The sequence below is a fragment of the Photobacterium angustum genome (assembly GCF_002954615.1).
Taxonomy (GTDB): Bacteria; Pseudomonadota; Gammaproteobacteria; order Enterobacterales; family Vibrionaceae; genus Photobacterium; species Photobacterium angustum_A.
On the sequence record NZ_MSCJ01000001.1, the window covers coordinates 1,758,825 to 1,783,009 of the forward strand.

Sequence of the window (24,185 nt, forward strand, 5' to 3'; positions counted from 1 at the left end):
TATTAGCGAGAAATAAAGATTACTTTGTCTCTTTTTCTGCTTTCTCTTTCTTTGGCTTTTTACGCTTGTCAGTGATTTCCCACTTACCATCGACGTAAAGTGCAGTCCAACCTGAAGGCTTACCGTCAATCTCAGAACGCACGTAGTTTTCTTTACTCTTACGAGCAAAACGAACCACAGTTGGTAGACCATCTGGATCTGCCACTGGCGCTTCAGTTAGGTAAGTAAACTTAGGCGATAGACGATCTTTAAAGCGTACTAGCTCTTCCACTAACGGCGCACGTGTTTCACGTGATTTAGGGAACGTACTTGCTGCCATAAACAAACCAGACGCACCGTCACGAAGTACAAAGTAAGCATCAGTATCTTGCGTGCAAGGTATTTCTGGAAGATGTACTGGATCTTCTTTCGGTGGCGCAACTTCACCATTTTTCAGGATCTTACGCGTATTCTTACAGCTTTCGTTAGTACAGCCCATGTATTTACCGAAGCGACCGTTTTTCAGTTCCATATCAGAACCACACTTGTCACATTCGATAACAGGACCTTCATAGCCTTTAAGCTTGAACTCACCTTTTTCAACAATGTAACCTTCACAGCTTGGGTTATTACCACAAACGTGTAGTTTACGATCTTTGTCGATCAGGTAGGCGTCCATTGCGGTACTACAAATCGGACAACGTTTTTTGGCACGTAATGCCGCTGTTTCAACGTCTTCTTCAAGAACGTTAACAATGCCGTCTTCGTTACCTAAATTGATCGTTGTCTTACAACGCTCTTTAGGTGGTAGCGCATAACCTGAACAACCAAGGAATACACCCGTTGATGCGGTACGAATCCCCATTGGGCGAGAACACGTTGGACATTCAATATCAGTTAATACGATATTGTTAGGCTTCATGCCGCCTTCTGATTCATCAAGCTCAGCTTTTTCAAGCTCAGTGGTGAAATCAGAGAAGAACTCATCAAGCACTTTCTTCCAGTTTTTCTCACCTTCAGCGATTTTATCGAGATTACCTTCCATACGGGCAGTAAAATCGAAATCCATCAAATCAGGGAAACTACCATCTAAGCGATCAGAAACAATCTCACCCATCTTCTCAGCATAAAAACGACGCTGATCAACACGCACATAACCACGATCTTGAATCGTTGAAATAATAGATGCGTAAGTTGATGGTCGACCAATGCCACGCTTTTCTAGCTCTTTAACCAATGCTGCTTCTGTAAAGCGCGCTGGCGGCTTAGTAAAGTGTTGCTTAGGTTCGAGTTGTTCTAGCTTCAATACGTCGCCCACGTTAACCATAGGCAGCGTAGTGTCTTCATTTTTACCCGATGGGCGCTGTACTAGTGTCCAACCTGCAAAACGTAACGTACGACCTTTCGCTTTTAAGCTAAAGTCACCCGCTTTTACCGTAATCGTGCTCGAATCGTATTTCGCTGGCACCATCTGACATGATACGAATTGACGCCAAATTAAGTCGTATAACTTAACCGCATCAGCTTCCATACCTTCAAGGTTTTCAGCTTTCATTTCTACATGAGAAGGACGAATCGCTTCGTGCGCTTCTTGGGCATTTTTCTTACTGCCATAAACATTGGCCGCTTTTGGCAAATATTCATCGCCATACTCACTACCAATAAACTCACGTGCTGATTCAACCGCTTCTTTAGAAAGGTTGGTTGAGTCGGTACGCATGTAGGTAATGTGACCCGCTTCGTATAAACGTTGCGCTAAGCCCATTGTACGCTTAACACCATAACCTAAGCGCGTACTCGCCGCTTGTTGCAGTGTTGAGGTAATGTATGGCGCTGATGGTTTACTGCTAGTTGGACGATCTTCACGATCAATCACTTCGTACGCTGCTTTTTCAAGTAACGCTTTTGCAGCCATGGTGTCTTTTTCATTAACAGGACGGAATGTTTTACCCGCCTGTTGAGCCACCATTAAACGTAACGCATCTTTACCAACTGTTAGTGTGTCAGCGTGGATATCCCAAAACTCTTCAGGATCAAAAGCATTAATTTCGCGTTCACGTTCAACGATTAATTTTACCGCTACAGACTGAACACGACCCGCAGATAAACCACGAGCGACTTTTTTCCACAATAATGGTGAAACCATAAAGCCAACAACACGGTCTAAAAAACGACGTGCTTGCTGTGCGTTTACACCATCAATATTAAGTTCACCTGGCTCTTCAAACGCCTGTTGAATTGCATTCTTCGTAATTTCGTTGAACACAACGCGCTTATAGCGTGCATCATCGCCACCGATGATCTCACGAAGGTGCCACGCAATGGCTTCTCCTTCGCGGTCCAAATCGGTTGCGAGATAAACATAGTCAGCGTCTGCTGCTAGTTTTTGTAATTCATTAACGACTTTTTCTTTACCCGGAAGCACTTCGTAATGCGCGTTCCAATCGTCATAGGGATCAACCCCCATCTTACTGATCAGCGCTTTACGGTCTTTCTCTTGCTTAATGCGTGCTTTTTCTTCAACACTCAACCCTTTGGTCGATGTTGCCGCGGCTTTCTTGCCATTACTACGTGCACCTGTTGGTAAATCACGAACGTGACCAACACTTGACTTAACAATGAAATCCTTACCCAAGTACTTATTAATCGTTTTAGCCTTGGCGGGGGACTCCACGATAACGAGAGATTTACCCATAATGACTCTATTACGTCCTCGTGCTCGCTAAATATAAAAATAAAAAATTGCCACTGTATTACAGAGTAATTCAGCAACATTCAACCAATCTCATTAAGTCACTAATCATAAAAAGATAGGAGCAGTGAATTAATATGATTGCCTATGATCTTTTTCGTAATCAAACATTTTTGCAATGAAAAATTTCATTGTCGCTACGTAAAATTCTATTTACATATTGGGCTAGAATACAAGAAGGTCAACTGCTTTTTAACGAAATCTGTCTGTTTGGTTGTACCTTCCCCAGTTGTTAACAAAATGTATAACATAAATGTAATGTTACAAACCATCAAATAACCGTATGATTTAAAACAATATAGTTGAAGAAATATGTTGTTTTACAAAAGCTATTCGCTAACACAAAATAAATTGGGCATGAATTTACGCAGATCATTACCATTTATCTAATATCACTGACTAGCGTAAAAAAAATTTTTATGTATTTGGTCACACAATTAAAGACATTAAAACAAAATATACCTTAATATTGATTAAATAATAAACACTCTGGATTTTTGTTTATTTGTTTTATTCAATTAAGTTAAATAGACTACGCAAGCTATTAGATTGTTTGAGACTTTACTATGAGTGATAAAAACCCAATTTCATCAACTGATTTACTAATGATTGCTAACCAAATCATTCAAGATCAAGAGTCTTATATTGATGGGATGCGTGCAACTTCTGTAGAAGAACTCGATGGTGTATTAATTTTCAAAGGTGAATACTTCCTTGATGATGAAGGATTACCAACACCAAACACTACTGTTGTTTTCAATATGTTCAAAATGCTCGCACACAAGCTTTCTCCTCAGTTTACGCTAACAAGCTAAAACGGATGAGAATAAAAAAACCCGCATCAAGCGGGTTTTTAATCTACGAGTATAAATACTTACATAAATGGACGCTGACCACGCGCAACCCACTTCATCAGTAAACTATCCGCAGCTTCGCTTGATGCTCCTGCTAGTTTCTCGGCAAGCTTCTTACGACGTACGTATTTTACTTTAAGTACTTCACGGTCTTTACATGCTTCAGTGATCAAGTCATCACTGGTTGAGATCTGATCAACCAAACCTAATTCAAACGCTTGTTGACCAAACCAATGTTCGCCCGTCGCCACTTTTTCAAGATCAAGATCTGGACGGTGAGCTGCAATAAAGTTCTTAAATAAGCCGTGAGTTTCTTCGATTTCCATCTGGAATTTTTCACGTGCTTTATCAGTGTTCTCACCAAACATTGTTAATGTGCGCTTAAACTCACCTGCTGTAATTTGCTCGTAGTCAATATCGTTCTTTTTCAATACCTTATTAAAGTTAGGTAGTTGAGCAATCACGCCAATTGAGCCAACAATTGCGAACGGGGCTGAAACAATTTTATCAGCAACACATGCCATCATATAACCGCCACTTGCTGCTACTTTATCAACTGCAATAGTCAGCTTAATACCTGCCGCTTTTAAACGATCAAGTTGAGATGATGCTAAGCCATAACCATGTACCATACCACCGCCCGTTTCTAAGCGTAATAGTACTTCATCACCTTCGATAGCAACCGCCAGAATTGCCGTGATCTCTTCACGCAATGACGACACTTCACGCGCATCAATACTACCGTGGAAATCAATAACAAATAAACGGGGATCACGTGATGTTTCTAAACTGCCATTTTTAGCCGCTTGTTTCACTTCTTGTTGGCGAGCTTTATCTTTTTCTTTCTCTGATTTCTTATCTGCTTTATCGCGTGCTTTTAATAACGCTTTATCAAATAAGTGAGATTCAAGTTGGTTTACAGTGTCTTTGTATTGTTCTGTCAGATCGCTTACTTCAAGTTCACCTTTCTGAGAACCATGACGACCATTCAATGCTTTTACTAGTACCAAGACACCAACAATCGCAACAACAACTGTCGCGATTTTGGCGAAAAATAGTCCATAATCAAATAAAAATTCCAATATCCAATCCTCTTTGTTGGCAGTAAAAAGTGCCAACCGTTATTGTAACTGTGTTATCACGTTTATCGCTATCTTCTCTTTCAGAAAAATGTAATGAATCGGTTTATAGATCACGTCTTAAGATGAAAGGAAATTTAATCAGCGAGTAAATTCTGATATGTTTTGTTTAGTAGTAATCTATATTGTTACCAAGCTCAATACTTGGTGGAGTTCTTCGGCGAAAAATCAGCCAAATAACAAGAAAAATCAACATTAAAAGGATGCTAACGTGGAATACCATAACGCTGCTGATTCTCTTAAAGGTCGTGTCATTTTAGTAACAGGTGCAGGTGATGGCATTGGACGCGAAGCCGCTATTCAATATGCAGCCCATGGTGCAACGGTTATTTTACTCGGTAGAACAGTAGCAAAACTTGAAGCCGTTTATGATGAAATTGAAACTCTGGGTTACACACAGCCAGCGATTATCCCTTTAGATTTAATGGGTGCGACTAAACAACACTATCTCGATATGGTGGATACCATCGAGCAGCAATTTGGTCGCCTCGATGGCGTATTACATAACGCAGGGATCTTGGGGGTGCTTAGTCCACTAGAACAAATTGAAGAATCGACCTTTGATGATGTCATGCAAGTTAATGTGAAAGCGCAGTTTTTATTAACTCAGGCTGTTATTCCATTAATCAAGAAATCGCCCGATGGCAGAATTATTTTCACATCATCAACTGTTGGTCATAGTGGCCGTGCATTTTGGGGCAGTTATGCTATTTCAAAATTTGCAACCGAGGGCATGATGCAAGTCCTTGCTGATGAACTAAGCAACACCAACGTAAAAGTAAATGCAATAAATCCTGGTGGTACAAGAACGGGAATGCGTGCCAAAGCCTTCCCTGCAGAGGATGCAATGCAGCTTAAAACACCAAAAGATATCATACCGCTATATGTGTACCTAATGGGCCCAGAAAGCCGTCATGTTTCTGGTAAATGTATTGACGCTCAACCTAAGCCAACATCTTCTTACAGCCATTGTGAAGAAGAATAAAGCTGTTCATTAAGATATAAACAAAAAAGCCGACGCAATGTCGGCTTTTTTATAGCTAAATCTAGTATTAGTGACTTTGTGTTTTAAGTTGTTTTCGCCACTGCCAAGCAAATAAACAGGATAAGGTCAGTACAACGACAGCTGAGCCTGCCAACACATTGGCTGTTGGTGTTTCCCCAATGATCAACCATACCAACAACGGACCAAAAAGTACTTCAAGTAACAAGATCAAACTTGTTTCGGCTGCGGGTAAATAACGTGGTCCATGTGCAATCAAATAGAAAGACAATGGGATCACAACACCACCGAGTAAGAACATATAAATAGCATGCTGCATGTCCAGTGCAAACGGTTTAGCACCAACAGAGAGCGAAATAATCGAAGTAAATACACCGGCAAGGATAATATAAATAGAACCTAGCTGCCCCTCTGTCTTACGCAGTGCCACAAGATAGACAGCTATCGCAATGGCAGAAACCAAAGCAAGTGAATCCCCTCTCAGCTCATCAATAGTAGGATGATAACCAAACACTAACCCTATCCCACCAACAGCAATAATAATCGCAAAGATCGTTGCCTTATCTAACTTCTCTTTTAAGAAGAAGAAACCAATCACTGCCGTAAATAAAGGTGCGGTATTGGTAATAACCAAAGTACTGGCCACTTGGGTATTATTCAGTGATAACACAAAACAAATGGTCGATGCGCTAAATAGTCCAGCAGTAATTAAAGTTAATAGCGATGGACGCAGTAAATGTTGCGTGATTAGTTTTTTATCTGAAAACCACTGCACAATAAACAACATGGCAGCAGGTAAGAAGCCACGCCAGAAAATCAATGTCCATTCATTACTATCAATTAAACGCACGAGTAGCGTATCAAAACTTAATACCATCACGCCAAAGACCGTGATCAATCGTCCCCGTTGTTGCTCTTTCAATGCATCTAACATTGCTATACTCACTGACTTATTCGTTATATGTTTAGCATCCCTTCACAGTAAAGTGCTTCACAACAATATTCACACTTTTCACTCCGTGCCTATCTGAGTTATACCACGTGATTTACCGGATACAAAAAAACCGACACTAGGTCGGCTTTTTATTATTCATTTAGTCTAAACCAATTACTTACGAGTACGTGGCTTAGCAGGCTTATTGGCTAAAGGATTACGGCGATTTGCTGCATTTCCTGAAGGCTTACGCTTACCTGATGATTGCGGTTTACCCGATGTTTGTGGGCGACCTGCTGATTGTGGCTTGCCATTATCGCGACTGTCACGGTTATCACGACCTTTTGCTGGCTGTGAACGACCATTACCACGACGCTCATTTGATTGAGCTTCAACTTCAGCATTACGACTAGAGCCAGGGTTACGACGATCGTTACCACGACCACGACGACCGCGACCACCGCCCGTTTCTACACGCTCTTCGTGACGACGAACAGCACGACGGATCTGACGAATGCCTTTTTTACGCTTTTGACCTTCAACAGTTAATGCTGTTTCAGTCTCAGGTGGAAGTTCAACTGTCGCACGAAGCTCATTCACTTCTTTTAGTTCAAGCTCACTCCAACCACCACGAGGCATATCTTTCGTTAGGTAAACATCACCGTAACGAACACGCTTAAGACGGCTAACAGTAACGCCTTGCGAATCCCATAAGCGACGAACCTCACGGTTACGACCTTCAGTGATCACTACGTAGAAGGTATGGTTCATACCTTCACCACCAGCGTAAACAACATCTTCAAAACGTGCTAAACCATCTTCTAGTTCAACACCTTTAACAACGTTCTTTACCATCTGCTCAGTCACTTCACCAAATACACGAACCATGTATTCACGTTCAACCGTGCGGCTTGGGTGCATTAAGCGGTTAGCAAGTTCACCGTCTGTTGTGAACAACAATAAACCTGAGGTGTTCGCATCAAGACGGCCTACTGATACCCAGCGACCTGTGTTTAAGCGAGGAAGACGATCAAATACAGTACGGCGGCCTTCAGGGTCGTGACGAGTACATAGCTCACCTTCAGGCTTGTTGTAAGCAAGAATACGGCAAATTTCTTCATCAGAAGAGATCAACTCAATGTTATGACCATCAATACGAACACTTACTGATAAATCTTCAAGACGATCGCCAAGTTTAGCAACGACACCATCAACACTCACTCGACCGTTTTGGATCATTAATTCGATTTCACGACGTGATCCTTGGCCAGCTCGTGCCAATACCTTCTGTAATTTTTCACTCATTATAGACAAACCTTTGTCGCCTTCACAGGCGTCGAAATACTCATCAAAAGATTTCGGACAATACTTTCTAATTTAAAATCAGAGAGTTGCTTAACCAAAACCATTTATGCGAATAGCATTAATTTGGATTCTGTGTGAGATATTAACTACTCACTTTTTATCAGAATGTGGGCGCGCATTATGCCAAAAGACGGCAAAGTTAGCTATAAAAAGATAGTCGATTGCGAGGTTATTTACAGGAAAATCAAACAAATAAAATAGGGATAAAAACAAAAAAGCAAACAGCCAGAAACTAACTATTTGCTTTTATTAGATTTACTGAATGTTAGAACGTTCTAGATCATTCAAACGGTGTCACATCACCTGCACCAACTCGAACAATATTAATTTCACCTTCACTGAAATCAATCACTGTTGTTGGCTGCTCACCTAAGTAACCACCATGCATAATCAAATCAACAGCATGCTCTAACTTATCGCGAATTTCATCAGGATCCGCTTCTGTTGTTTCATTACCCGGTAAAATAAGACTGGTTGACATTAGAGGCTCACCTAACGCTTCAAGTAATGCCAGTGCAATCGCATTATCAGGTACACGAATACCAATCGTTTTACGCTTAGCATTCATTAAACGACGAGGTACTTCTTTTGTTCCTTTAAATATAAAGGTGTATGCACCTGGGGTGTTATTACGTAAAAGACGGAAAGCGATATTATCAACACGGGTGTACAAAGATAGCTCAGATAAATCACGGCATAACAAAGTAAAGTTGTGCTTTTCGTTTAGGCGGCGGATCTGACAAATACGCTCTAGTGCTTGTTTGTTTTCTAACTGACAACCAAGGGCATAACCAGAATCCGTTGGATAAACCACGACACCGCCATTTTTAATAATTTCTACCGCTTGTTTAATCAAACGCGTTTGGGGTGTTTCTGGGTGAACATAAAAAAATTGACTCATTATTCCTCCTTTGAGGCAGCAGGCCCAGCCTGAACTTCTACCTCTACTCGCTTTTTCTCAACTTCCCAATCATGCCAAATCGCTGGAACATCTTTAGGAAGCCACAAGTTACGTCCTAATTCCGTCCAAGGAGATTGGTAATGAAAATCAGATCCTTGTGAAGCAAGTAAATTAAATTGTATGGCGTAATCCCCTAAGGTACGTCGTTCTTGCGGTGCTTGTTGTGGCTGTGATACTTCCATACCATCGCCACCCACCTCAATAAAATGCTGAATTAAACGCTTAAGCCATTTTGCCGTCATGTTGTAACGACCTGGATGGGCAATAACCGCTTTACCACCAGCGGCATGAATCACATCAATAGCATCGGCGATGGTGCACCAATTTGGCGGAACGTAACCCGGATTTCCACGTGTTAAGAATTTCTTAAACACTGCCTGCATAGTTTTCGCATAACCTTGTTCTACAATCCAACGAGCGAAATGTGCACGAGTAATCGATGCATCACCCGCAAGTTTAGCAGCGCCTTCAAATGCCCCTGGCATTTTGTTTTTCTCAAGTCGCGCGCCAATTTCTTTAGCGCGTTCAAGCCGACGCTCTACTTGCTGCTCAATAAACGCGACTAACGTTGGATTTTGTGGGTCTATATTAAGCCCAACGATATGAATATCAAAGTTTTGCCACACGGTAGAGATTTCAATACCGTTGATTAGCGTAATAGGCAAGGCTTCTTGCTCTATCACTGTATGCGCTTCATGTAGGCCAGCAACCGTATCGTGATCAGTAATTGCCAGGATGTCGACCCGCATATCTACGGCACGTCGAACTAACTCTTGCGGCGTTAAGCGACCATCAGACGCTGTAGTATGGCTATGTAAATCAAACAACATAAGTTTTATTCTTGACTTTATAATCGTGAACTAGTTTACTAGTACATAAATACCAAGTATCCAATACTTGATTGAGAGGCATCATGTACATTTAGCTAATAGCAAAAATGTAACTAATACCTAATAGGACTCTTACATGTTACAGCAAATTCAAAATCAACAATGCGTTTTCTTCAATAATTGGTGGTGGCACTCCTACTTACGGGCGGTGTGAATAGCTGTAACTCAGCAAAATAGCAACGAGCCCGCCATCAATGCGGGCTTTTTTATAACGCCGAATTTAACCAGATAAAAAATAAAACGGGCACGGCACCTAGCCTTCACTGCGACCATTAACAAGGATGACCTCATGATTATTGTCTTAAAACCGCAAGCAACAGAAGCTGATGCCAAAAGCCTACTGGCTAAAATCGCCAGTGTCGGATTAAAACCGCTCTATATGCCTGGCAGTGAACGCATTGTTTTAGGTGCATTAGGTGATGAACGTGTTTTACAAAGCTTAAATATCGAAGCGAACCCTTTGGTTGAAACGGTAAAACCCATTTTAACTAAATACAAATTAGTTAGCCGAGAAGTCCAAGCCCACAACACAGTGGTACGTTTTGGCTCTGCTGCGGTCGGTGGCGATCGTTTTGCTGTTATTGCAGGCCCTTGCTCTGTCGAATCAGAACAACAATTATTGTCTGTTGCTGAAATGGTGAAGTCTCATGGTGCTATGGCACTGCGAGGTGGAGCATATAAACCTCGCACCAGCCCTTATGATTTCCAAGGATTAGGTATTGAAGGGTTAAAATTGTTAAAAAAAGCCAATGACATGCTCGGTATACCTACCGTATCTGAAGTCATGGATGTGAGCCAAGTTGAAAAAATGACTCAATATATTGATTGTTTTCAAATTGGTGCGAGAAATATGCAAAACTATGGCTTGTTAAAAATTATCGGTGAAAGTAAAAAACCGATCTTGCTCAAACGCGGACTTTCAGCCACTATCGAGGAATTGCTACTCGCTGCTGAATATATTTATGATGCAGGTAACCCAAATATCATTTTGTGTGAACGTGGTATTAGAACGTTTGAGACAGCAACGAGAAATACATTGGATCTCAATGCGGTCGCTTATTTAAAGCAACATACCCATTTGCCCGTGCTGGTAGACCCAAGCCATGGAACAGGTATTCGTGAGTTAGTGATCCCACTCTCACGCGCAGCGGCTGCTGTTGGCGCCGATGGCATCATTGTCGAATCACATTTAAATCCATGTGAAGCCTTATCTGATGGTCATCAAGCATTAACCGCACCAATGTTTGAACAATTAATGCAGGAATTAAAACCGTTTGTGGAAGCGGCAGGGAGAACGCTGTGAATACTCACTCAATAGGAAATCATCCACTAGGGCAAAATACATTAGCTGCTAATGAGATCGATCTTCTCAGCCTTGATGTACCTTATGTTGCCGATCCCACTGAACTGTACTTTTCAGTTTGTGGCGATCGCCCGCACAACCTTTTATTAGAATCAGCAGAAGTTGATTCTAAGCAAGATTTAAAGAGCTTAATGCTTGTTGATGCTGCAGTACGTATTGTTTGCCGCGGTAAAGAAGTCACGTTGGAAGCACTAACAAGTAATGGTGTGAATGTCATTACGCATTTACAAAGCCAACTGCCTAACGATATTCATGCAGCACTCAATGGAAAAACATTAACATTAGTATTTCCATCCCACGCTCATGATATTGATGAGGATAGCCGCTTACGCCAAACTTCATCATTCGATGCTCTACGTTTGATCCAACATGCCTTTGATACCAAGCACCACCCAAAAGAAGCCTTATTCTTAGGTGGTCTATTTGCGTATGACTTAGTCGCTGGTTTTGAGCCGCTACCAGAAGTGAAGCAAGACAATAACTGTCCTGACTATATTTTCTATATTGCCGAAACCTTGTTGATTATCGATCACCAACGTCGTAAAGGCACGCTGCAAGCAACTTTATTTGGTGGCGAGCACTACACCAATAGCTATCATGATTTGAGTCGTCGCCTTCAAACGATTAAAGAGATCTGTTTAAACCCTCAGCCTGTGCCACCCGCACAAGTATTAGACAAATGTGAACCAGAGGCGTCTATTAGTGATGAAGATTTCTGCCAAACGGTTAACGATCTTAAACAATACGTTATCAATGGCGATGTGTTCCAAGTCGTGCCGTCACGCCAATTTACTTTGCCATGCCCTTCAACACTCGCGGCATATAAAGCATTGAAAATTGGTAACCCAAGCCCTTATATGTTCTTTTTACAAGACTCAGAATTTACCTTGTTTGGCGCCTCTCCTGAAAGTGCACTGAAATATTGTTCAGATTCAAACCAAGTAGAGATATACCCGATTGCTGGTACTCGACCACGAGGCAAAAACAGCGACGGATCAATTAACCTTGATTTAGATGGTCGCATTGAATTAGAGCTACGTTGCGATAAAAAAGAGAATGCTGAACACATGATGCTAGTGGATCTAGCACGTAATGATGTTGCAAGGATCAGTGAAGCAGGTAGCCGCTATGTAGCAGATTTACTGAAAGTTGATCGCTACAGCCATGTGATGCACTTAGTTTCTCGTGTGGTAGGCCAATTGCGAGGCGATCTTGATGCCCTTCATGCGTATCAAGCCTGTATGAACATGGGCACATTAACAGGGGCACCGAAAATCCGAGCTATGCAGCTTATCCGTGATGTTGAACAACGTCGTCGTGGTAGTTATGGCGGTGCTGTCGGTTATCTCACTGGTCACGGTGATATGGATACTTGTATCGTGATCCGCTCAGCCTATGTTGAGAATGGTATTGCGAGTGTTCAAGCTGGTGCTGGCGTGGTTTACGACTCCATTCCACAAGCAGAAGCCGATGAAACGCGTGGCAAAGCGCAAGCGGTCATTAACGCTATTCGCACAGCACATCAAGGTTAAGGAGAACCACAATGACAAACGCAATCCCAGCCCATATTGTGCTACTCGACAACTTTGATTCGTTTACTTACAACCTTGTTGATCAATTTCGTTCTCTAGGTCATCCAGTAACGATTTACCGTAATAACTTAACGGCAGAGCAAGTAGAAAATGCACTTAGTGCTAAAAGCAATCCCGTTTTAGTGTTATCCCCCGGTCCTGGTGTGCCAGCTGATGCGGGATGTATGCCCGAACTGATCCAACGAGTGAAAGGAAAAGTACCAATGATTGGTATTTGCCTAGGACAACAAGCGATTGTTGAAGCTTACGGCGGAAAAGTTTCAGGCGCAGGTGAAATTGTCCATGGTAAAGCTGCAATGATGAGCCACAACCAACATGCAGTGTTTGGCAATTTACCGAATCCTCTCTCTATTGCACGTTACCATTCATTAGTTGCAACAGATGTGCCAGATAGTCTAGAGACTATCGCCGATGTCAATGGCTTAGTCATGGCAGTACTGAACGAAGAAGATAAGGTATGTGGCTTTCAATTCCACCCTGAGTCAATCCTAACGACACAAGGGGCGGAGCTTTTAACACAGACCTTAAATTGGGTAACAACATCTAACGGAAAGAATAATTCAAAGCATTAAGGACGATGATTATGGATAACAAAATTTACGATATTGCCAATAAACTCTACGATCAAGAATCTCTGAGCCAACAAGAGAGTCACACCCTATTTGATGCCATTATCAAGGGTGAGGTCGATCCCATTATTCTGTCGGCCGTTTTAACATCGTTGAAAATTAAAGGTGAAACACCACAAGAAATTGCTGGAGCCGCGAGCGCTTTAGTCGCTAACGCTAACGCCTTCCCAAGCCCAGATTATGACTTTGCCGATATCGTAGGGACAGGTGGTGATGGTGCCAATACCATCAACATTTCAACCACAGCAGCGTTTGTAGCTGCAGCGTGTGGTATTAAAGTGGCAAAACACGGTAACCGTGGCGTTTCAAGCAAATCTGGCTCTTCAGATCTGCTTGATAAATTTGGTATCAACCTTGCGATGACACCAGAAAACGCGCGTGGAGCACTAGATGAACTTGGTGTGTGTTTCTTATTCGCGCCTGAATATCACGGTGGTGTACGCCACGCTATGCCTGTACGTCAAACATTAAAGACTCGCACCATCTTCAATGTACTTGGGCCTTTAATTAACCCTGCAAAACCTAATATTGAACTTATGGGTGTTTACGACAATAGCCTCGTTCGTCCGATTGCAGAAACCATGGCTACCATGGGCATGAAACGTGCGGCTGTCGTTCACGGTAGTGGTTTAGATGAAGTGGCAATTCATGGTGAAACCCATGTTGCGGAAATCATTAATGGCGAAATCACCGAATACACTCTCACTCCTGCTGATTTCGGTTTGGATACCTACCCGTTAGAGGCGATTAAAGGCGGCGAACCTGAAGAGAACCGCGCCATTATCACTAACATTTTAACCGGTAAAGGTACGCCAGCCCAAGTTGGTGCAGTAGCAGTCAACGTAGCCCTGCTATTACGTTTATTCGGTCAAGAAGATCTTAAACAAAATACGCAACAAGCCATTGAAGTCATGCAATCAGGCAAAGCTTTTGAATTAGTAGAAAAATTGGCAGCACGAGGATAATCATGGAAACAGTATTAGCAAAAATTGTTGCTGACAAAAAAATTTGGGTAGAAGCACGTAAGGAATCACAGCCACTTGATTCATTTATTCATGATCTCGTCCCAAGTGATCGTGACTTCTACCAAGCGTTATCATCCAATACTGATAATGGTGTAGAGCGCCCTGCATTCATTCTTGAATGTAAAAAAGCCTCACCATCAAAAGGCTTGATCCGAGACGATTTTAATCTTGATTACATTGCTAGTGTGTACAACAACTACGCTAGTGCGATTTCAGTTCTAACCGATGAAAAATACTTCCAAGGTAACTTTGGGTTTCTCCCTCAAGTCCGTGGTCAAGTACGCCAACCCGTACTATGTAAAGATTTCATGGTTGATACCTATCAAGTCTATTTAGCTCGTCACTATCAAGCTGATGCTATTTTGCTTATGTTGTCAGTCCTCAATGACGAGGAATACCAAACCCTTGCTGATGTTGCCAATCAATTAAATCTTGGCATTTTGACCGAAGTGAGTAACGAAGAAGAGCTTGAACGTGCAATTAACCTAAAAGCGAAAGTTGTCGGTATTAACAACCGTAATTTACGCGATTTAAGTATTGATTTAGACCGCACTAAACAGCTTGCACCGAAATTATCACCAGACACGATTGTGATTTCAGAGTCTGGCATTTATAGCAATCAAGAAATTCGCCAGTTATCTCAATATGCCAATGGCTTTTTAATTGGTAGCTCGTTAATGGCAGAAGATAACCTCGATCTTGCGGTACGCCGTGTATTACTTGGTGATAACAAGGTTTGCGGATTAACCGAAGCGAAAGACGCCACCATCGCTTACCAAAATGGTGCCGTTTACGGTGGTTTAATTTTTGTTTCTAACTCCCCTCGCTGTGTTGATATCGAGCAAGCACGCCATGTGATGACAGGTGCCCCACTCGATTATGTTGGTGTATTCCAAAATGCAGAGCTTGAAACAATTGTCGATACGGCAAAACAACTTGTACTAAGTGTTGTGCAACTACATGGCACAGAAACGCAGCAATACATTAATGAGCTAAAAGCACAACTTCCTGCTCAATGTAAAATTTGGAAAGCACACGGGGTATCAGATGCTTTACCTGATTTATCAGCATACCAAGTTGATAAACACCTTGTTGATAGTAAAGTAGGTAATCAAAGTGGTGGTACAGGGACAAGCTTCGACTGGTCGTTGATCCAAAGCGGCGATCGCAAAGGTATATTACTGGCTGGTGGCTTAAATGCAGACAATGCACAACAAGCGGCAGCATTAGGATTTGATGGCCTTGATTTAAATTCTGGCGTGGAAAGTGCGCCAGGTAAAAAAGACCCGAATAAATTGAGTGCGGCATTCGCGGCAATCAAAAATATTAAGGACGATAAATAATTATGAGTAAATTAGATGCCTTTTTTGGCGAATTTGGTGGTCAGTATGTACCACAAATTTTAGTACCTGCATTAGACCAATTGGAAGATGCGTTTATTGAAGCCCAGCAAGATCCAAGTTTTCAACAAGAATTTATTACACTACTTAAAGAATACGCTGGTCGTCCAACCGCCCTAACGCTATGTCAGAACTTGACGAAAGGGACGAAAACAAAGCTATACCTGAAACGTGAAGATTTATTACACGGTGGCGCGCACAAAACTAACCAAGTTTTAGGTCAAGCATTACTCGCTAAGCGCATGGGTAAAAATGAGATCATCGCAGAGACAGGCGCAGGTCAACACGGTGTTGCAACTGCGCTTGCTTGTGCACTACTCGGTCTTAAATGTCGTGTTTACATGGGTGCTAAAGATGTTGAACGTCAAAGCCCTAACGTATTTCGCATGAAGTTGATGGGTGCAGAAGTTATTCCTGTCCACTCAGGCTCCGCAACCTTAAAAGATGCTTGTAATGAAGCAATGCGTGATTGGTCTGCAAGTTATGACAAAGCACACTACTTGCTAGGCACAGCGGCGGGTCCTCACCCATTCCCAACGATTGTACGAGAATTCCAGCATATTATTGGTGAAGAAACTAAAGCCCAGATCTTAGAGAAAGAAGGTCGCCTACCTGATGCAGTTATTGCTTGCGTCGGTGGCGGTTCCAACGCAATTGGTATGTTTTCAGATTTCATTGAAGAAACAGATGTGAAACTGATTGGTGTAGAGCCTGCCGGTAAAGGTTTAGATACCGATATGCATGGTGCGCCTCTTAAACACGGTACATTAGGTATTTTCTTTGGTATGAAAGCACCACTGATGCAAGATCAACACGGTCAAGTTGAAGAGTCTTACTCTGTATCAGCAGGTCTTGATTTCCCATCTGTCGGTCCACAACATGCTCACTTAAATGCAACAGGTCGTGCTGAATACGGCTCTGTGACTGATGATGAAGCACTAGATGCATTCCAATTGCTTGCACGTAAAGAAGGGATCATTCCTGCGCTTGAGTCTGCTCATGCATTAGCTTATGCAATGAAGCTTATTCATGCAGAGCCAGAAAAAGAACAATTGCTAGTGGTTAACTTATCAGGTCGTGGTGACAAGGATATCTTTACTGTTCACGATATTTTGCAGGAAAAAGGAGCATTATAATGGATCGTTATCAACAATTATTCAGCACATTAGCTGAGCGCAATGAAGGCGCTTTTGTGCCTTTTGTTACCATTGGCGATCCAACTCCAGAGCAATCAATGAAGATCATTGATACATTGGTTGAATCTGGCGCTGATGCTTTAGAATTAGGTATTCCATTTTCTGATCCTCTCGCTGATGGTCCTACAATTCAAGGCGCAACAATTCGCGCATTAGAATCAGGCACCACACCAACTTTGTGTTTTGAATTACTAACACAAATTCGCCAAAAATACCCAGACGTGCCAGTCGGGTTATTGATGTACGCCAACCTTGTGTTTGCCGCTGGTATCGATAACTTTTATCAGCAGTGTGCAAAAGCTGGAGTGGATTCAGTATTAATTGCAGATGTTCCTGTTAATGCATCACAAGAGTTTCGTGATGCGGCAAATAAATACGGTGTTCACCCTATTTTTATTGCGCCACCTAATGCTGATGATGCAACACTACAAGCGGTCTCTGAACTCGGTGGTGGTTACACTTACCTGTTATCACGCGCAGGTGTAACGGGTGCAGAAACTAAAGCGGGAATGCCCATCAATCACTTGTTATCTAGCCTTAAAGCACATAACGCGCCGCCAGCTATTTTAGGATTTGGTATTTCTTCGCCAGAGCAAGTTAAAGAAGCGATCACTGCAGGGGCAGCGGGCGCAATCTCAGGCTCTGCAGTAGTGAAAATTATCGAGCAAAATCTTGAAAACAATACTGTAATGTTAGAAAAATTATCTGCATTCATTTCATCGATGAAAGCGGCAAGTAAATAACGCATTCTAACTCTTTAATAAGCCCATACATTTCAGCTTACTAATGCTGTTTATGTATGGGCTTTTTTATATTTACACAGCTATTGTTAACGAAAAAGAGTGCGTTAAATCCATCGCCAATAATAAAGGCAGTCACTTAGAAGAAAGACTTGATGACAATATAAGGGAATTCTCAATACCGTTAATAGCGCGTTTTTTACGATCTATACACAACTCACACTAAGCTTAAAAACAAAAGCAAGGATAAGAAAAAAGTTAACGACAAGGCAAATGTTGAATAGCACACGAATGCGATTAAAGAAACTTGTTATCGTGTAGTACAAGAAAACAAGGCATATCAATGTGTAAGAAATTGATGTCACATGAGACACTTTATTTAAATAATACACGCTTGGTAAATGATTAATAATTGTTATCGTATTGAAAACAATAATAACTAATAAAAAAAATGCTTGTCCCAAACAGAGTATTAGACCCATTTTTCCATAGTGTTGAATAAACTCTTTGATTGATGAGTTTTTCATTGATGCCTCCATATTAAGAAATAAGAAACACTATAAAGAAAGGGTTCATTTTAACTTAACCACACAATAAAAAGCCATCAGACAATAAGCAATTACTCTAATATATGCATATTGCTACCACTATTTTTCAACGCTCAACAGAAAGCCTCAATCCTCGTGATGACGAACAATGATGATTGCATGTAAAAGACACACCCAATATATATTTGTGTAACAATTAAAACAAAATGACTACGACTATGCTTACTACACTTTTGCATCAATACTTTAGAGGTCGGTACTGTGCCAAATAATGGAAATTTAATGAAGAATATTGGCGTGCAAGTTGTTATTGCCATGTTTGTTGGCGCATTTGTTGGCGCTATGATGGGGCATTCTGCTTCAATTTTTGCACCGTTGGGCAGTATTTTTATTCACCTAATCAAGATGTTAGTTATTCCATTGGTCGCTGTCGCTATCATTTCAGGTGCCGCAGGATTAGGTAACAGTCAATCTGCTGGTAAAGTTGGAATAGCGACTCTGTTATTTTTTACATTAACATCCGCTATTGCTGTCGTACTTGCATTGGGAATGGGACATATTTTCAAACCCGGTATCGGTATTGATCTTAATGCGGTGTCAGGCCTCTTTGCTAAAACCTATGCCGACAAAGGCGAGCTGCCAACGTTTTGGAATACCGTATTAGGGATGATCCCGACTAACGTATTCCAGTCTTTAACCGAAGCTAATATTTTACAGATATTAGTGTTTTGTCTATTTTTTGGTATCGCTGTTTCTAAACTAGAAAAAGAACGACGTGAGCCATTAATCAACGGTATTAATGCCATCGTTGATGCAATGGTGTGGATGATTAACGTTGTTATGAAAATAGCGCCACTGGGTGTATTTGGTTTAATGGCAGATGCGGTCGGTACCTTTGGTTTTGATGCATTGATGGTCGTCTTTAAACTGTTTATTGTTTACGTTGTCGCCATTGCTATCTTCGGTTTTGTGTTCTATCCCTTACTCGTAAAAATATTCAGCAAAACCTCTGCGCTCGCTTTTTTATCCGCCATGAAAAAGCCACAGATTGTTGCCCTTTCAACCGCCTCTTCTATGGCAACATTACCGGTTAACATGGAAACTTGTGAAAAAGAGTTAAAAGTCAGAAACGCTACCGCATCATTCGTTCTGCCATTAGGGGCAACAATTAATATGAGTGGTAATGCCATTTACTATGGGTTGGTTGCAACGTTCTTTGCCCAAATATTCCAAGTTGATTTAACCTTGGGAGCCTATATCGCCATCATTCTGACATCAACTTTAGGTGCCGTTGGACAAGCAGGTGTTCCTGGCCCATCTTTTCTTGTTGTTGCCGTTTTGCTTTCAGCAGGCATTCCCATTGAAGGTCTACCTCTGTTATTTGCGCTTGATCGCGTCTTTGACATGATAAGAACGGCGCTTAATATCACTGGTGATGCTGCTTGTGCGGTGATTGTTGATAGTCTTATCGATCAAGAACCTACTAAATAATAGAACACTATTATCCTTTTCTTAGCGACGTCTATCTAACAAAAGTAGGCGTCGCTTTTTCTTCGCTCTTTTTCATTCACCATACTAAAAGGGTATACTCTTATTAATTATTAGAAATGAGTTGTTGTAATGAAACAATTAATAGATTTTATCCCCCTTATAATTTTCTTTATTTTATTCAAAACGAGTGGCATTTTTATCGCCACTGGCGCTTTAATTGCAGCAACAGCGGTTCAGGTAGCGTTGACTTGGTTTATCTATAAAAAAGTCGAAAAAATGCAACTTGTTACTTTCGTATTAGTGGCTGTTTTTGGTGGTTTAACCATTTTCCTCCATGACGAAAATTTCATAAAGTGGAAAGTCACCATCATCTACGCCATCTTTGCTTTAGCATTACTTATCAGCCAATTTATGGGTAAACCACTGATCAAAAGTATGCTTGGGAAAGAAATTACCTTACCTGAATCAATTTGGTTACGTATTAACCTTGCTTGGAGTGTGTTTTTTGTTGTCTGCGCTATAGTAAACATCTATATTGCATTCAATTTCCCGCTAGATATATGGGTAGACTTTAAGGTATTTGGGCTATTAGCATTAACGCTGCTCTTTACCTTCCTCACCGGTGGCTACATTTATCGCCACTTACCGAAAAGTGACAATAACCAGTAAAGTTGTAAATCATGAACACTAAAAATAATATCCCTCGCGGACAGCTTCTGCTTCGCACGCTTGCCATGCCTGCCGACACCAACGCCAATGGTGATATATTTGGTGGTTGGATCATGTCCCAATTGGATCTAGCAGGCGCAATCCTTGCTAAAGAAATTTCTGGTGGGCGTGTTGTGACTGTCTCTGTTGATAAAATAGAGTTTAAAGCCCCTGTAAGTGTTGGTGACGTGGTTTGTTGTTACGGTGAGTGTAAACGCATTGGTAATACATCTATGAGCGTAGGTCTTGAAGTTTGGGTAAAACCTGTCGATGTTGAGGCTGTCGGTGATCGATACCGTGTATGCGAAGCAACATTTAATTATGTTGCTATTAACAGTGAAGGTCGTCCTCGCCCTATCGTAAAAGCACAATAAAACGCAGCGATATTTCGTTAATAAGTACAACATTAGCCTACAAAAAAGCACTAACGCCTAGTTAGTGCTTTTTTTATTGGTTACTATGGGGATATAAAATAACAAGATAGCCAGCGACACCTTACTGCTATCACTTCTGTACTTTATTAGGGAGAACAATAATGTGGTACGTCATTTTTTCTCAAGATGTTGAAAATAGCTTAGAGCGACGTATGAGCGTTCGTGAAAAACACCTTGCACGTTTAAAAGATTTACAAGAACAAGGTCGCTTGTTAGTTGCAGGGCCTATGCCTGCTATTGATAGTGAGAATCCAGGTGATGCAGGATTTACAGGCTCGACTGTTATTGCAGAATTTGCTTCTTTAGAACAAGCACAACAATGGGCTGACGCTGACCCTTATATTGATGCTGGCGTATACGCGAATGTGATTGTGAAACCATTTAAAAAAGTGCTTCCGTAATTTATTTAAGGGCGAGATTGTGAAATTAACTATAAGCAAAGCGCTAATCACTGCATCATTAGGTTTATTACTGCTTAGTGGCTGTGCTTCTCATGAAAAGCAACAAATTGCTGAAACATTAGCAAAAAGCCGCGCGGCTGCAATTGATAGTAAAGCACCTTATCCAAAGATTGATGCTTATCAAATAACCCAAGCTTACGCGTCAGGAAATACCGTTAAAATTAATGTTCTTTATGGTGGGAAAAGTCGTGTTTCACCATCAAATGCTGTAAAAACGGCTGCGAGAAACTACTGTAGTAACAAAGAAATGAAGCCTTTATTTGATAGCGGCGTAAATTACCTAATTACGATAAAAGATATCAGTGGTCGTACAATGGCGCAACAAGTAGTATCTAAAGAATCTTGTGAAGAACTGAATTAATATTCATTTCCATAACGATAAAAAGCCCGTACCAATGATCATTTGGTACGGGCTTTTCTATTTGAAATTTACCATCACACTATTTTGGTATAACCCTACTCAATCTACAGGTACTTGTTCAGCTGCAATCGCTTCATCTATTTGCAATTCAAATGCTTTAAGGCGTTTATAAATAGACATTAACTCAACAATGGTGCTCCATGAATGGACAAGGAATTGGAAAGATTCTTCTACCTTACCAAAGGCACGTAAAATTTGTTGCAACACGCCAAGCGTTAATGCGCCAGATACAATCGCAGGCCCTAACGCAATATACGGCACAATGACGGTATATTGAATATATGACCATTTCGCAATATCAAAGTAAAGATAGTGACGATATAAATTAAAGTAGTTCTTACGTACGTTGAAAAATAACTCGCCAACTGTCTCTGGCTGTGCTCTAGTGCTTTGATCTTCACCAAAAACCAGCTCTTTCCGATATGCCGCTTCAACTTTTTGGTTTTTAAATTCAAGTCCAGGTAATTTGACACCAACAATCGCCAGTAAAACTGTCCCAAATAAAGCAGAGATAATCGCTAAATACACTAATGATCGGTCAACTTCACCTATCCACGGTAGTTCAGTAATGTTTTCACTCAGCACCCATAAAATAGGTAGGAAGGCGACTAACGTCATTAATGAGCGCATGAAGCTCACCCCTAACCCTTCAACAATACGCGCAAAACGCATGGTGTCTTCTTGAACACGCTGCGAAGCACCTTCAATATGGTGAATTTTATCCCAGTGTGACATGTAGTAATTATTCATCGCTGTTCGCCAGCGGAAAACATAGTGACGAACAAAGAAATCAAGCATCACGGCAATAATGATATAAACAGAGACAATATTAAAAAACTCGATACAACCAGAAAGAAACTCATCAAATGTAACCGCATGAGGTTTCGCCAGTGCTTTCTGGATCAAATCATAAAATGTCCCAAACCATTCATTCACCTCAACATCAATCTGCACTTTGTACCAAGTCACATACAGAATTAAGGCACTACCTAAAATCGACCATAAAAACCAGCGTCGATCGAGAAAAAAAGACTTAAACATAATGACTCATCCTTAATCTATGTTTTGTTATGTGGCTACCCTAAACGAACTAACTAACAATCCTGCGTTTTTTTTATATGTTCTATCTTTTCAGTATTTGTCAGCTGCTACAAAATTGCAACATTAGCCTTAATTATGAATAAGTTAGTAAGGTTGAATATATGGTTATGTGATGCTTTATCCATTTTTATCACTAGTAACGTAGTAATTGGATACAAAAAATCCCTTACATTAAAAACATAAGGGATAAGAAAGTGGTTGTCTCTATTTTCTATTTTTCAATTAGTTGCGCTGGAATACCAATGCCTTTAAACCACCTTCTGGCTCAATATCTTGAAACTCTGGTGGATTATCAAGACGTTTTTCAAAAACGAGCTCAGGGGCCTCTGCTGCCATACCTTCAATTAAGAAAGCTGAAGTAATGCTCGGATCATTCACGCACGCTAACACTGTACCGTTTTCAGTTAACAATTCAGGTAAGCGACGTAAGATCTTTTGGTAATCTTTCGTGAGTGCAAAGCTACCTTTCTGAAATGATGGTGGATCAATAATAATGAGATCGTATGGGCCATATTTGCGCACCTTACCCCATGACTTAAATAGTTCATGACCTAAGAAACTGACTTTCTTTAAATCATGTTTATTTAAATGGTGATTATCACGACCACGGCTTAATGCTGCTTTTGCCATATCAAGGTTCACAACATGCTCTGCGCCACCAGCAATCGCAGCAACCGAGAAACCACAGGTGTAAGCGAATAAGTTCAAAACGCGTTTACCAGCAGCTTGCTCGCGAACCCAATCACGGCCTAATCGCATATCAAGGAACAAGCCGTTATTTTGCTTACGTCCAAGATCCAACTTGTACACTAAGCCACTTTCAACCACATCTTGATATTCTGACGTTTCACCCCAAATCACCTCCATCGGAGATCCTTCGCGATCACGATGTTGAAGCAATAGCGATGTCGCACCACTGTTTTGCCATTCTGCTGTTTTAGTCAGGTTATTCAGCAAAGTGGCAAGTTCAGCTAAGAACTCAGGAGAAGGCTCTTTAAACAAGGAAACAAGTACTTGACCTTGTAGCCAATCAACCGTTATTTGCTCTAACCCTTGCCAGCAACGTCCACGGCCATGAAAGAGTCTGCGAACTTCATTTGGCGGTGAAGACAAGGCTGTGAGTAGATGAGCTTCTAAAGTGGGTAATGCACTTATTTCCATAATTTCAAACTATATAGTGAATTAAGGGCGCTATTTTA

22 protein-coding genes and 1 other annotated feature are annotated in these 24,185 nt (G+C 41.2%); of the genes, 14 read left to right on the forward strand and 8 right to left on the reverse strand.

The genetic code is table 11. The features are described from left to right. Window positions 1-19: 19 nt before the first annotated feature. Window positions 20-2,674: a type I DNA topoisomerase gene (gene topA / locus BTO08_RS07640; RefSeq protein ID WP_105060534.1), complete on the reverse strand. Its 2,655-nt coding sequence runs from the start codon at window positions 2,672-2,674 to the stop codon at window positions 20-22. Between the two features lie 623 nt (window positions 2,675-3,297). Here topA and BTO08_RS07645 point away from each other — a divergent pair. Next, the gene (locus BTO08_RS07645) at window positions 3,298-3,546 is read left to right on the forward strand and encodes a DUF2498 family protein (RefSeq protein ID WP_105060535.1); all 249 of its coding nucleotides are present in this window, start codon (window positions 3,298-3,300) and stop codon (window positions 3,544-3,546) included. Window positions 3,547-3,605: 59 nt separating this feature from the next. Here the strand turns inward: BTO08_RS07645 and sohB are convergent, their stop codons facing one another. Continuing rightward, window positions 3,606-4,667 carry a protease SohB gene (gene sohB, locus BTO08_RS07650; protein WP_105060536.1) on the reverse strand — a complete coding sequence of 354 codons (1,062 nt, stop codon included), beginning with the start codon at window positions 4,665-4,667 and terminating at the stop codon, window positions 3,606-3,608. A gap of 268 nt (window positions 4,668-4,935) precedes the next feature. On the opposite strand from sohB, the gene BTO08_RS07655 reads away from it, so the two are divergent. Next, window positions 4,936-5,709, forward strand: coding sequence for a YciK family oxidoreductase (locus BTO08_RS07655; protein ID WP_105060537.1), 774 nt, complete (start codon window positions 4,936-4,938; stop codon window positions 5,707-5,709). A gap of 67 nt (window positions 5,710-5,776) precedes the next feature. On the opposite strand, the gene BTO08_RS07660 is transcribed toward BTO08_RS07655, so the two are convergent. The 4 genes from BTO08_RS07660 to rnm form a co-directional block, all read right to left on the reverse strand. After that, the gene (locus BTO08_RS07660) at window positions 5,777-6,661 is read right to left on the reverse strand and encodes a DMT family transporter (protein WP_105060538.1); all 885 of its coding nucleotides are present in this window, start codon (window positions 6,659-6,661) and stop codon (window positions 5,777-5,779) included. 174 nt (window positions 6,662-6,835) lie between these two features. Next, complete coding sequence (gene rluB / locus BTO08_RS07665; protein ID WP_105060539.1) at window positions 6,836-7,966, reverse strand: 23S rRNA pseudouridine(2605) synthase RluB; 1,131 nt, start codon at window positions 7,964-7,966, stop codon at window positions 6,836-6,838. A gap of 340 nt (window positions 7,967-8,306) precedes the next feature. Then, a complete protein-coding gene (locus BTO08_RS07670) occupies window positions 8,307-8,927 on the reverse strand; it encodes an L-threonylcarbamoyladenylate synthase (protein ID WP_005370802.1) in 621 nt (206 codons plus the stop codon). After that, on the reverse strand, window positions 8,927-9,817 hold the full coding sequence (gene rnm / locus BTO08_RS07675) for an RNase RNM (RefSeq protein ID WP_105060540.1): 891 nt from the start codon (window positions 9,815-9,817) through the stop codon (window positions 8,927-8,929). The genes BTO08_RS07670 and rnm overlap by 1 nt, the downstream gene beginning before the upstream one ends. Window positions 9,818-9,992: 175 nt before the next feature. Continuing rightward, window positions 9,993-10,087, forward strand: a sequence feature (Trp leader region). 79 nt (window positions 10,088-10,166) lie between these two features. Here rnm and aroF point away from each other — a divergent pair. From aroF to gspS2, 12 genes are all read left to right on the forward strand, one after another. Next, a complete protein-coding gene (gene aroF / locus BTO08_RS07680; protein WP_105060541.1) occupies window positions 10,167-11,180 on the forward strand; it encodes a 3-deoxy-7-phosphoheptulonate synthase in 1,014 nt (337 codons plus the stop codon). Further along, window positions 11,177-12,772, forward strand: coding sequence for an anthranilate synthase component 1 (locus tag BTO08_RS07685; RefSeq protein ID WP_105060542.1), 1,596 nt, complete (start codon window positions 11,177-11,179; stop codon window positions 12,770-12,772). The genes aroF and BTO08_RS07685 overlap by 4 nt, the downstream gene beginning before the upstream one ends. Before the next feature lie 11 nt (window positions 12,773-12,783). Next, on the forward strand, window positions 12,784-13,404 hold the full coding sequence (locus BTO08_RS07690) for an aminodeoxychorismate/anthranilate synthase component II (protein WP_105060543.1): 621 nt from the start codon (window positions 12,784-12,786) through the stop codon (window positions 13,402-13,404). 11 nt (window positions 13,405-13,415) lie between these two features. Further along, window positions 13,416-14,426 (forward strand): anthranilate phosphoribosyltransferase, encoded by a 1,011-nt coding sequence (trpD, locus tag BTO08_RS07695; RefSeq protein ID WP_045127200.1) that lies wholly within the window; start codon window positions 13,416-13,418, stop codon window positions 14,424-14,426. A gap of 2 nt (window positions 14,427-14,428) precedes the next feature. Next, entirely contained in the window at window positions 14,429-15,829 is a 1,401-nt protein-coding gene (trpCF, locus tag BTO08_RS07700) for a bifunctional indole-3-glycerol-phosphate synthase TrpC/phosphoribosylanthranilate isomerase TrpF (RefSeq protein WP_105060544.1), read from the forward strand. 2 nt (window positions 15,830-15,831) lie between these two features. Beyond that, a complete protein-coding gene (gene trpB / locus BTO08_RS07705; protein WP_105060545.1) occupies window positions 15,832-17,022 on the forward strand; it encodes a tryptophan synthase subunit beta in 1,191 nt (396 codons plus the stop codon). Next, window positions 17,022-17,825 carry a tryptophan synthase subunit alpha gene (trpA, locus tag BTO08_RS07710; RefSeq protein ID WP_105060546.1) on the forward strand — a complete coding sequence of 268 codons (804 nt, stop codon included), beginning with the start codon at window positions 17,022-17,024 and terminating at the stop codon, window positions 17,823-17,825. The genes trpB and trpA overlap by 1 nt, the downstream gene beginning before the upstream one ends. A gap of 827 nt (window positions 17,826-18,652) precedes the next feature. Beyond that, window positions 18,653-19,861: a dicarboxylate/amino acid:cation symporter gene (locus BTO08_RS07715; RefSeq protein WP_198038425.1), complete on the forward strand. Its 1,209-nt coding sequence runs from the start codon at window positions 18,653-18,655 to the stop codon at window positions 19,859-19,861. Between the two features lie 129 nt (window positions 19,862-19,990). After that, the gene (locus tag BTO08_RS07720) at window positions 19,991-20,530 is read left to right on the forward strand and encodes a septation protein A (protein ID WP_105060548.1); all 540 of its coding nucleotides are present in this window, start codon (window positions 19,991-19,993) and stop codon (window positions 20,528-20,530) included. A gap of 11 nt (window positions 20,531-20,541) precedes the next feature. Next, on the forward strand, window positions 20,542-20,943 hold the full coding sequence (yciA, locus tag BTO08_RS07725) for an acyl-CoA thioester hydrolase YciA (protein WP_105060549.1): 402 nt from the start codon (window positions 20,542-20,544) through the stop codon (window positions 20,941-20,943). Window positions 20,944-21,104: 161 nt separating this feature from the next. Next, window positions 21,105-21,404 (forward strand): YciI family protein, encoded by a 300-nt coding sequence (locus tag BTO08_RS07730; protein WP_006646989.1) that lies wholly within the window; start codon window positions 21,105-21,107, stop codon window positions 21,402-21,404. Window positions 21,405-21,423: 19 nt separating this feature from the next. Continuing rightward, a complete protein-coding gene (gene gspS2 / locus BTO08_RS07735; protein ID WP_105060550.1) occupies window positions 21,424-21,825 on the forward strand; it encodes a type II secretion system pilot lipoprotein GspS-beta in 402 nt (133 codons plus the stop codon). A gap of 99 nt (window positions 21,826-21,924) precedes the next feature. On the opposite strand, the gene sbmA is transcribed toward gspS2, so the two are convergent. Then, a complete protein-coding gene (gene sbmA / locus BTO08_RS07740; RefSeq protein ID WP_105060551.1) occupies window positions 21,925-22,926 on the reverse strand; it encodes a peptide antibiotic transporter SbmA in 1,002 nt (333 codons plus the stop codon). A gap of 282 nt (window positions 22,927-23,208) precedes the next feature. Continuing rightward, window positions 23,209-24,147 carry a class I SAM-dependent methyltransferase gene (locus BTO08_RS07745; RefSeq protein WP_105060552.1) on the reverse strand — a complete coding sequence of 313 codons (939 nt, stop codon included), beginning with the start codon at window positions 24,145-24,147 and terminating at the stop codon, window positions 23,209-23,211. Window positions 24,148-24,185: the final 38 nt, after the last annotated feature.

What these genes read in the sequence shown, in the direction of transcription:
- topA (WP_105060534.1), bottom strand. Translation starts at nt 2,674, where the DNA reads ATGGGTAAATCTCTCGTTATCGTGGAGTCCCCCGCCAAGGCTAAAACG.
- BTO08_RS07645 (WP_105060535.1), top strand. Translation starts at nt 3,298, where the DNA reads ATGAGTGATAAAAACCCAATTTCATCAACTGATTTACTAATGATTGCT.
- BTO08_RS07660 (WP_105060538.1), bottom strand. Translation starts at nt 6,661, where the DNA reads ATGTTAGATGCATTGAAAGAGCAACAACGGGGACGATTGATCACGGTC.
- rluB (WP_105060539.1), bottom strand. Translation starts at nt 7,966, where the DNA reads ATGAGTGAAAAATTACAGAAGGTATTGGCACGAGCTGGCCAAGGATCA.
- BTO08_RS07670 (WP_005370802.1), bottom strand. Translation starts at nt 8,927, where the DNA reads ATGAGTCAATTTTTTTATGTTCACCCAGAAACACCCCAAACGCGTTTG.
- rnm (WP_105060540.1), bottom strand. Translation starts at nt 9,817, where the DNA reads ATGTTGTTTGATTTACATAGCCATACTACAGCGTCTGATGGTCGCTTA.
- aroF (WP_105060541.1), top strand. Translation starts at nt 10,167, where the DNA reads ATGATTATTGTCTTAAAACCGCAAGCAACAGAAGCTGATGCCAAAAGC.
- BTO08_RS07690 (WP_105060543.1), top strand. Translation starts at nt 12,784, where the DNA reads ATGACAAACGCAATCCCAGCCCATATTGTGCTACTCGACAACTTTGAT.
- trpD (WP_045127200.1), top strand. Translation starts at nt 13,416, where the DNA reads ATGGATAACAAAATTTACGATATTGCCAATAAACTCTACGATCAAGAA.
- trpCF (WP_105060544.1), top strand. Translation starts at nt 14,429, where the DNA reads ATGGAAACAGTATTAGCAAAAATTGTTGCTGACAAAAAAATTTGGGTA.
- trpB (WP_105060545.1), top strand. Translation starts at nt 15,832, where the DNA reads ATGAGTAAATTAGATGCCTTTTTTGGCGAATTTGGTGGTCAGTATGTA.
- trpA (WP_105060546.1), top strand. Translation starts at nt 17,022, where the DNA reads ATGGATCGTTATCAACAATTATTCAGCACATTAGCTGAGCGCAATGAA.
- BTO08_RS07715 (WP_198038425.1), top strand. Translation starts at nt 18,653, where the DNA reads ATGAAGAATATTGGCGTGCAAGTTGTTATTGCCATGTTTGTTGGCGCA.
- BTO08_RS07720 (WP_105060548.1), top strand. Translation starts at nt 19,991, where the DNA reads ATGAAACAATTAATAGATTTTATCCCCCTTATAATTTTCTTTATTTTA.
- yciA (WP_105060549.1), top strand. Translation starts at nt 20,542, where the DNA reads ATGAACACTAAAAATAATATCCCTCGCGGACAGCTTCTGCTTCGCACG.
- BTO08_RS07730 (WP_006646989.1), top strand. Translation starts at nt 21,105, where the DNA reads ATGTGGTACGTCATTTTTTCTCAAGATGTTGAAAATAGCTTAGAGCGA.
- sbmA (WP_105060551.1), bottom strand. Translation starts at nt 22,926, where the DNA reads ATGTTTAAGTCTTTTTTTCTCGATCGACGCTGGTTTTTATGGTCGATT.
- BTO08_RS07745 (WP_105060552.1), bottom strand. Translation starts at nt 24,147, where the DNA reads ATGGAAATAAGTGCATTACCCACTTTAGAAGCTCATCTACTCACAGCC.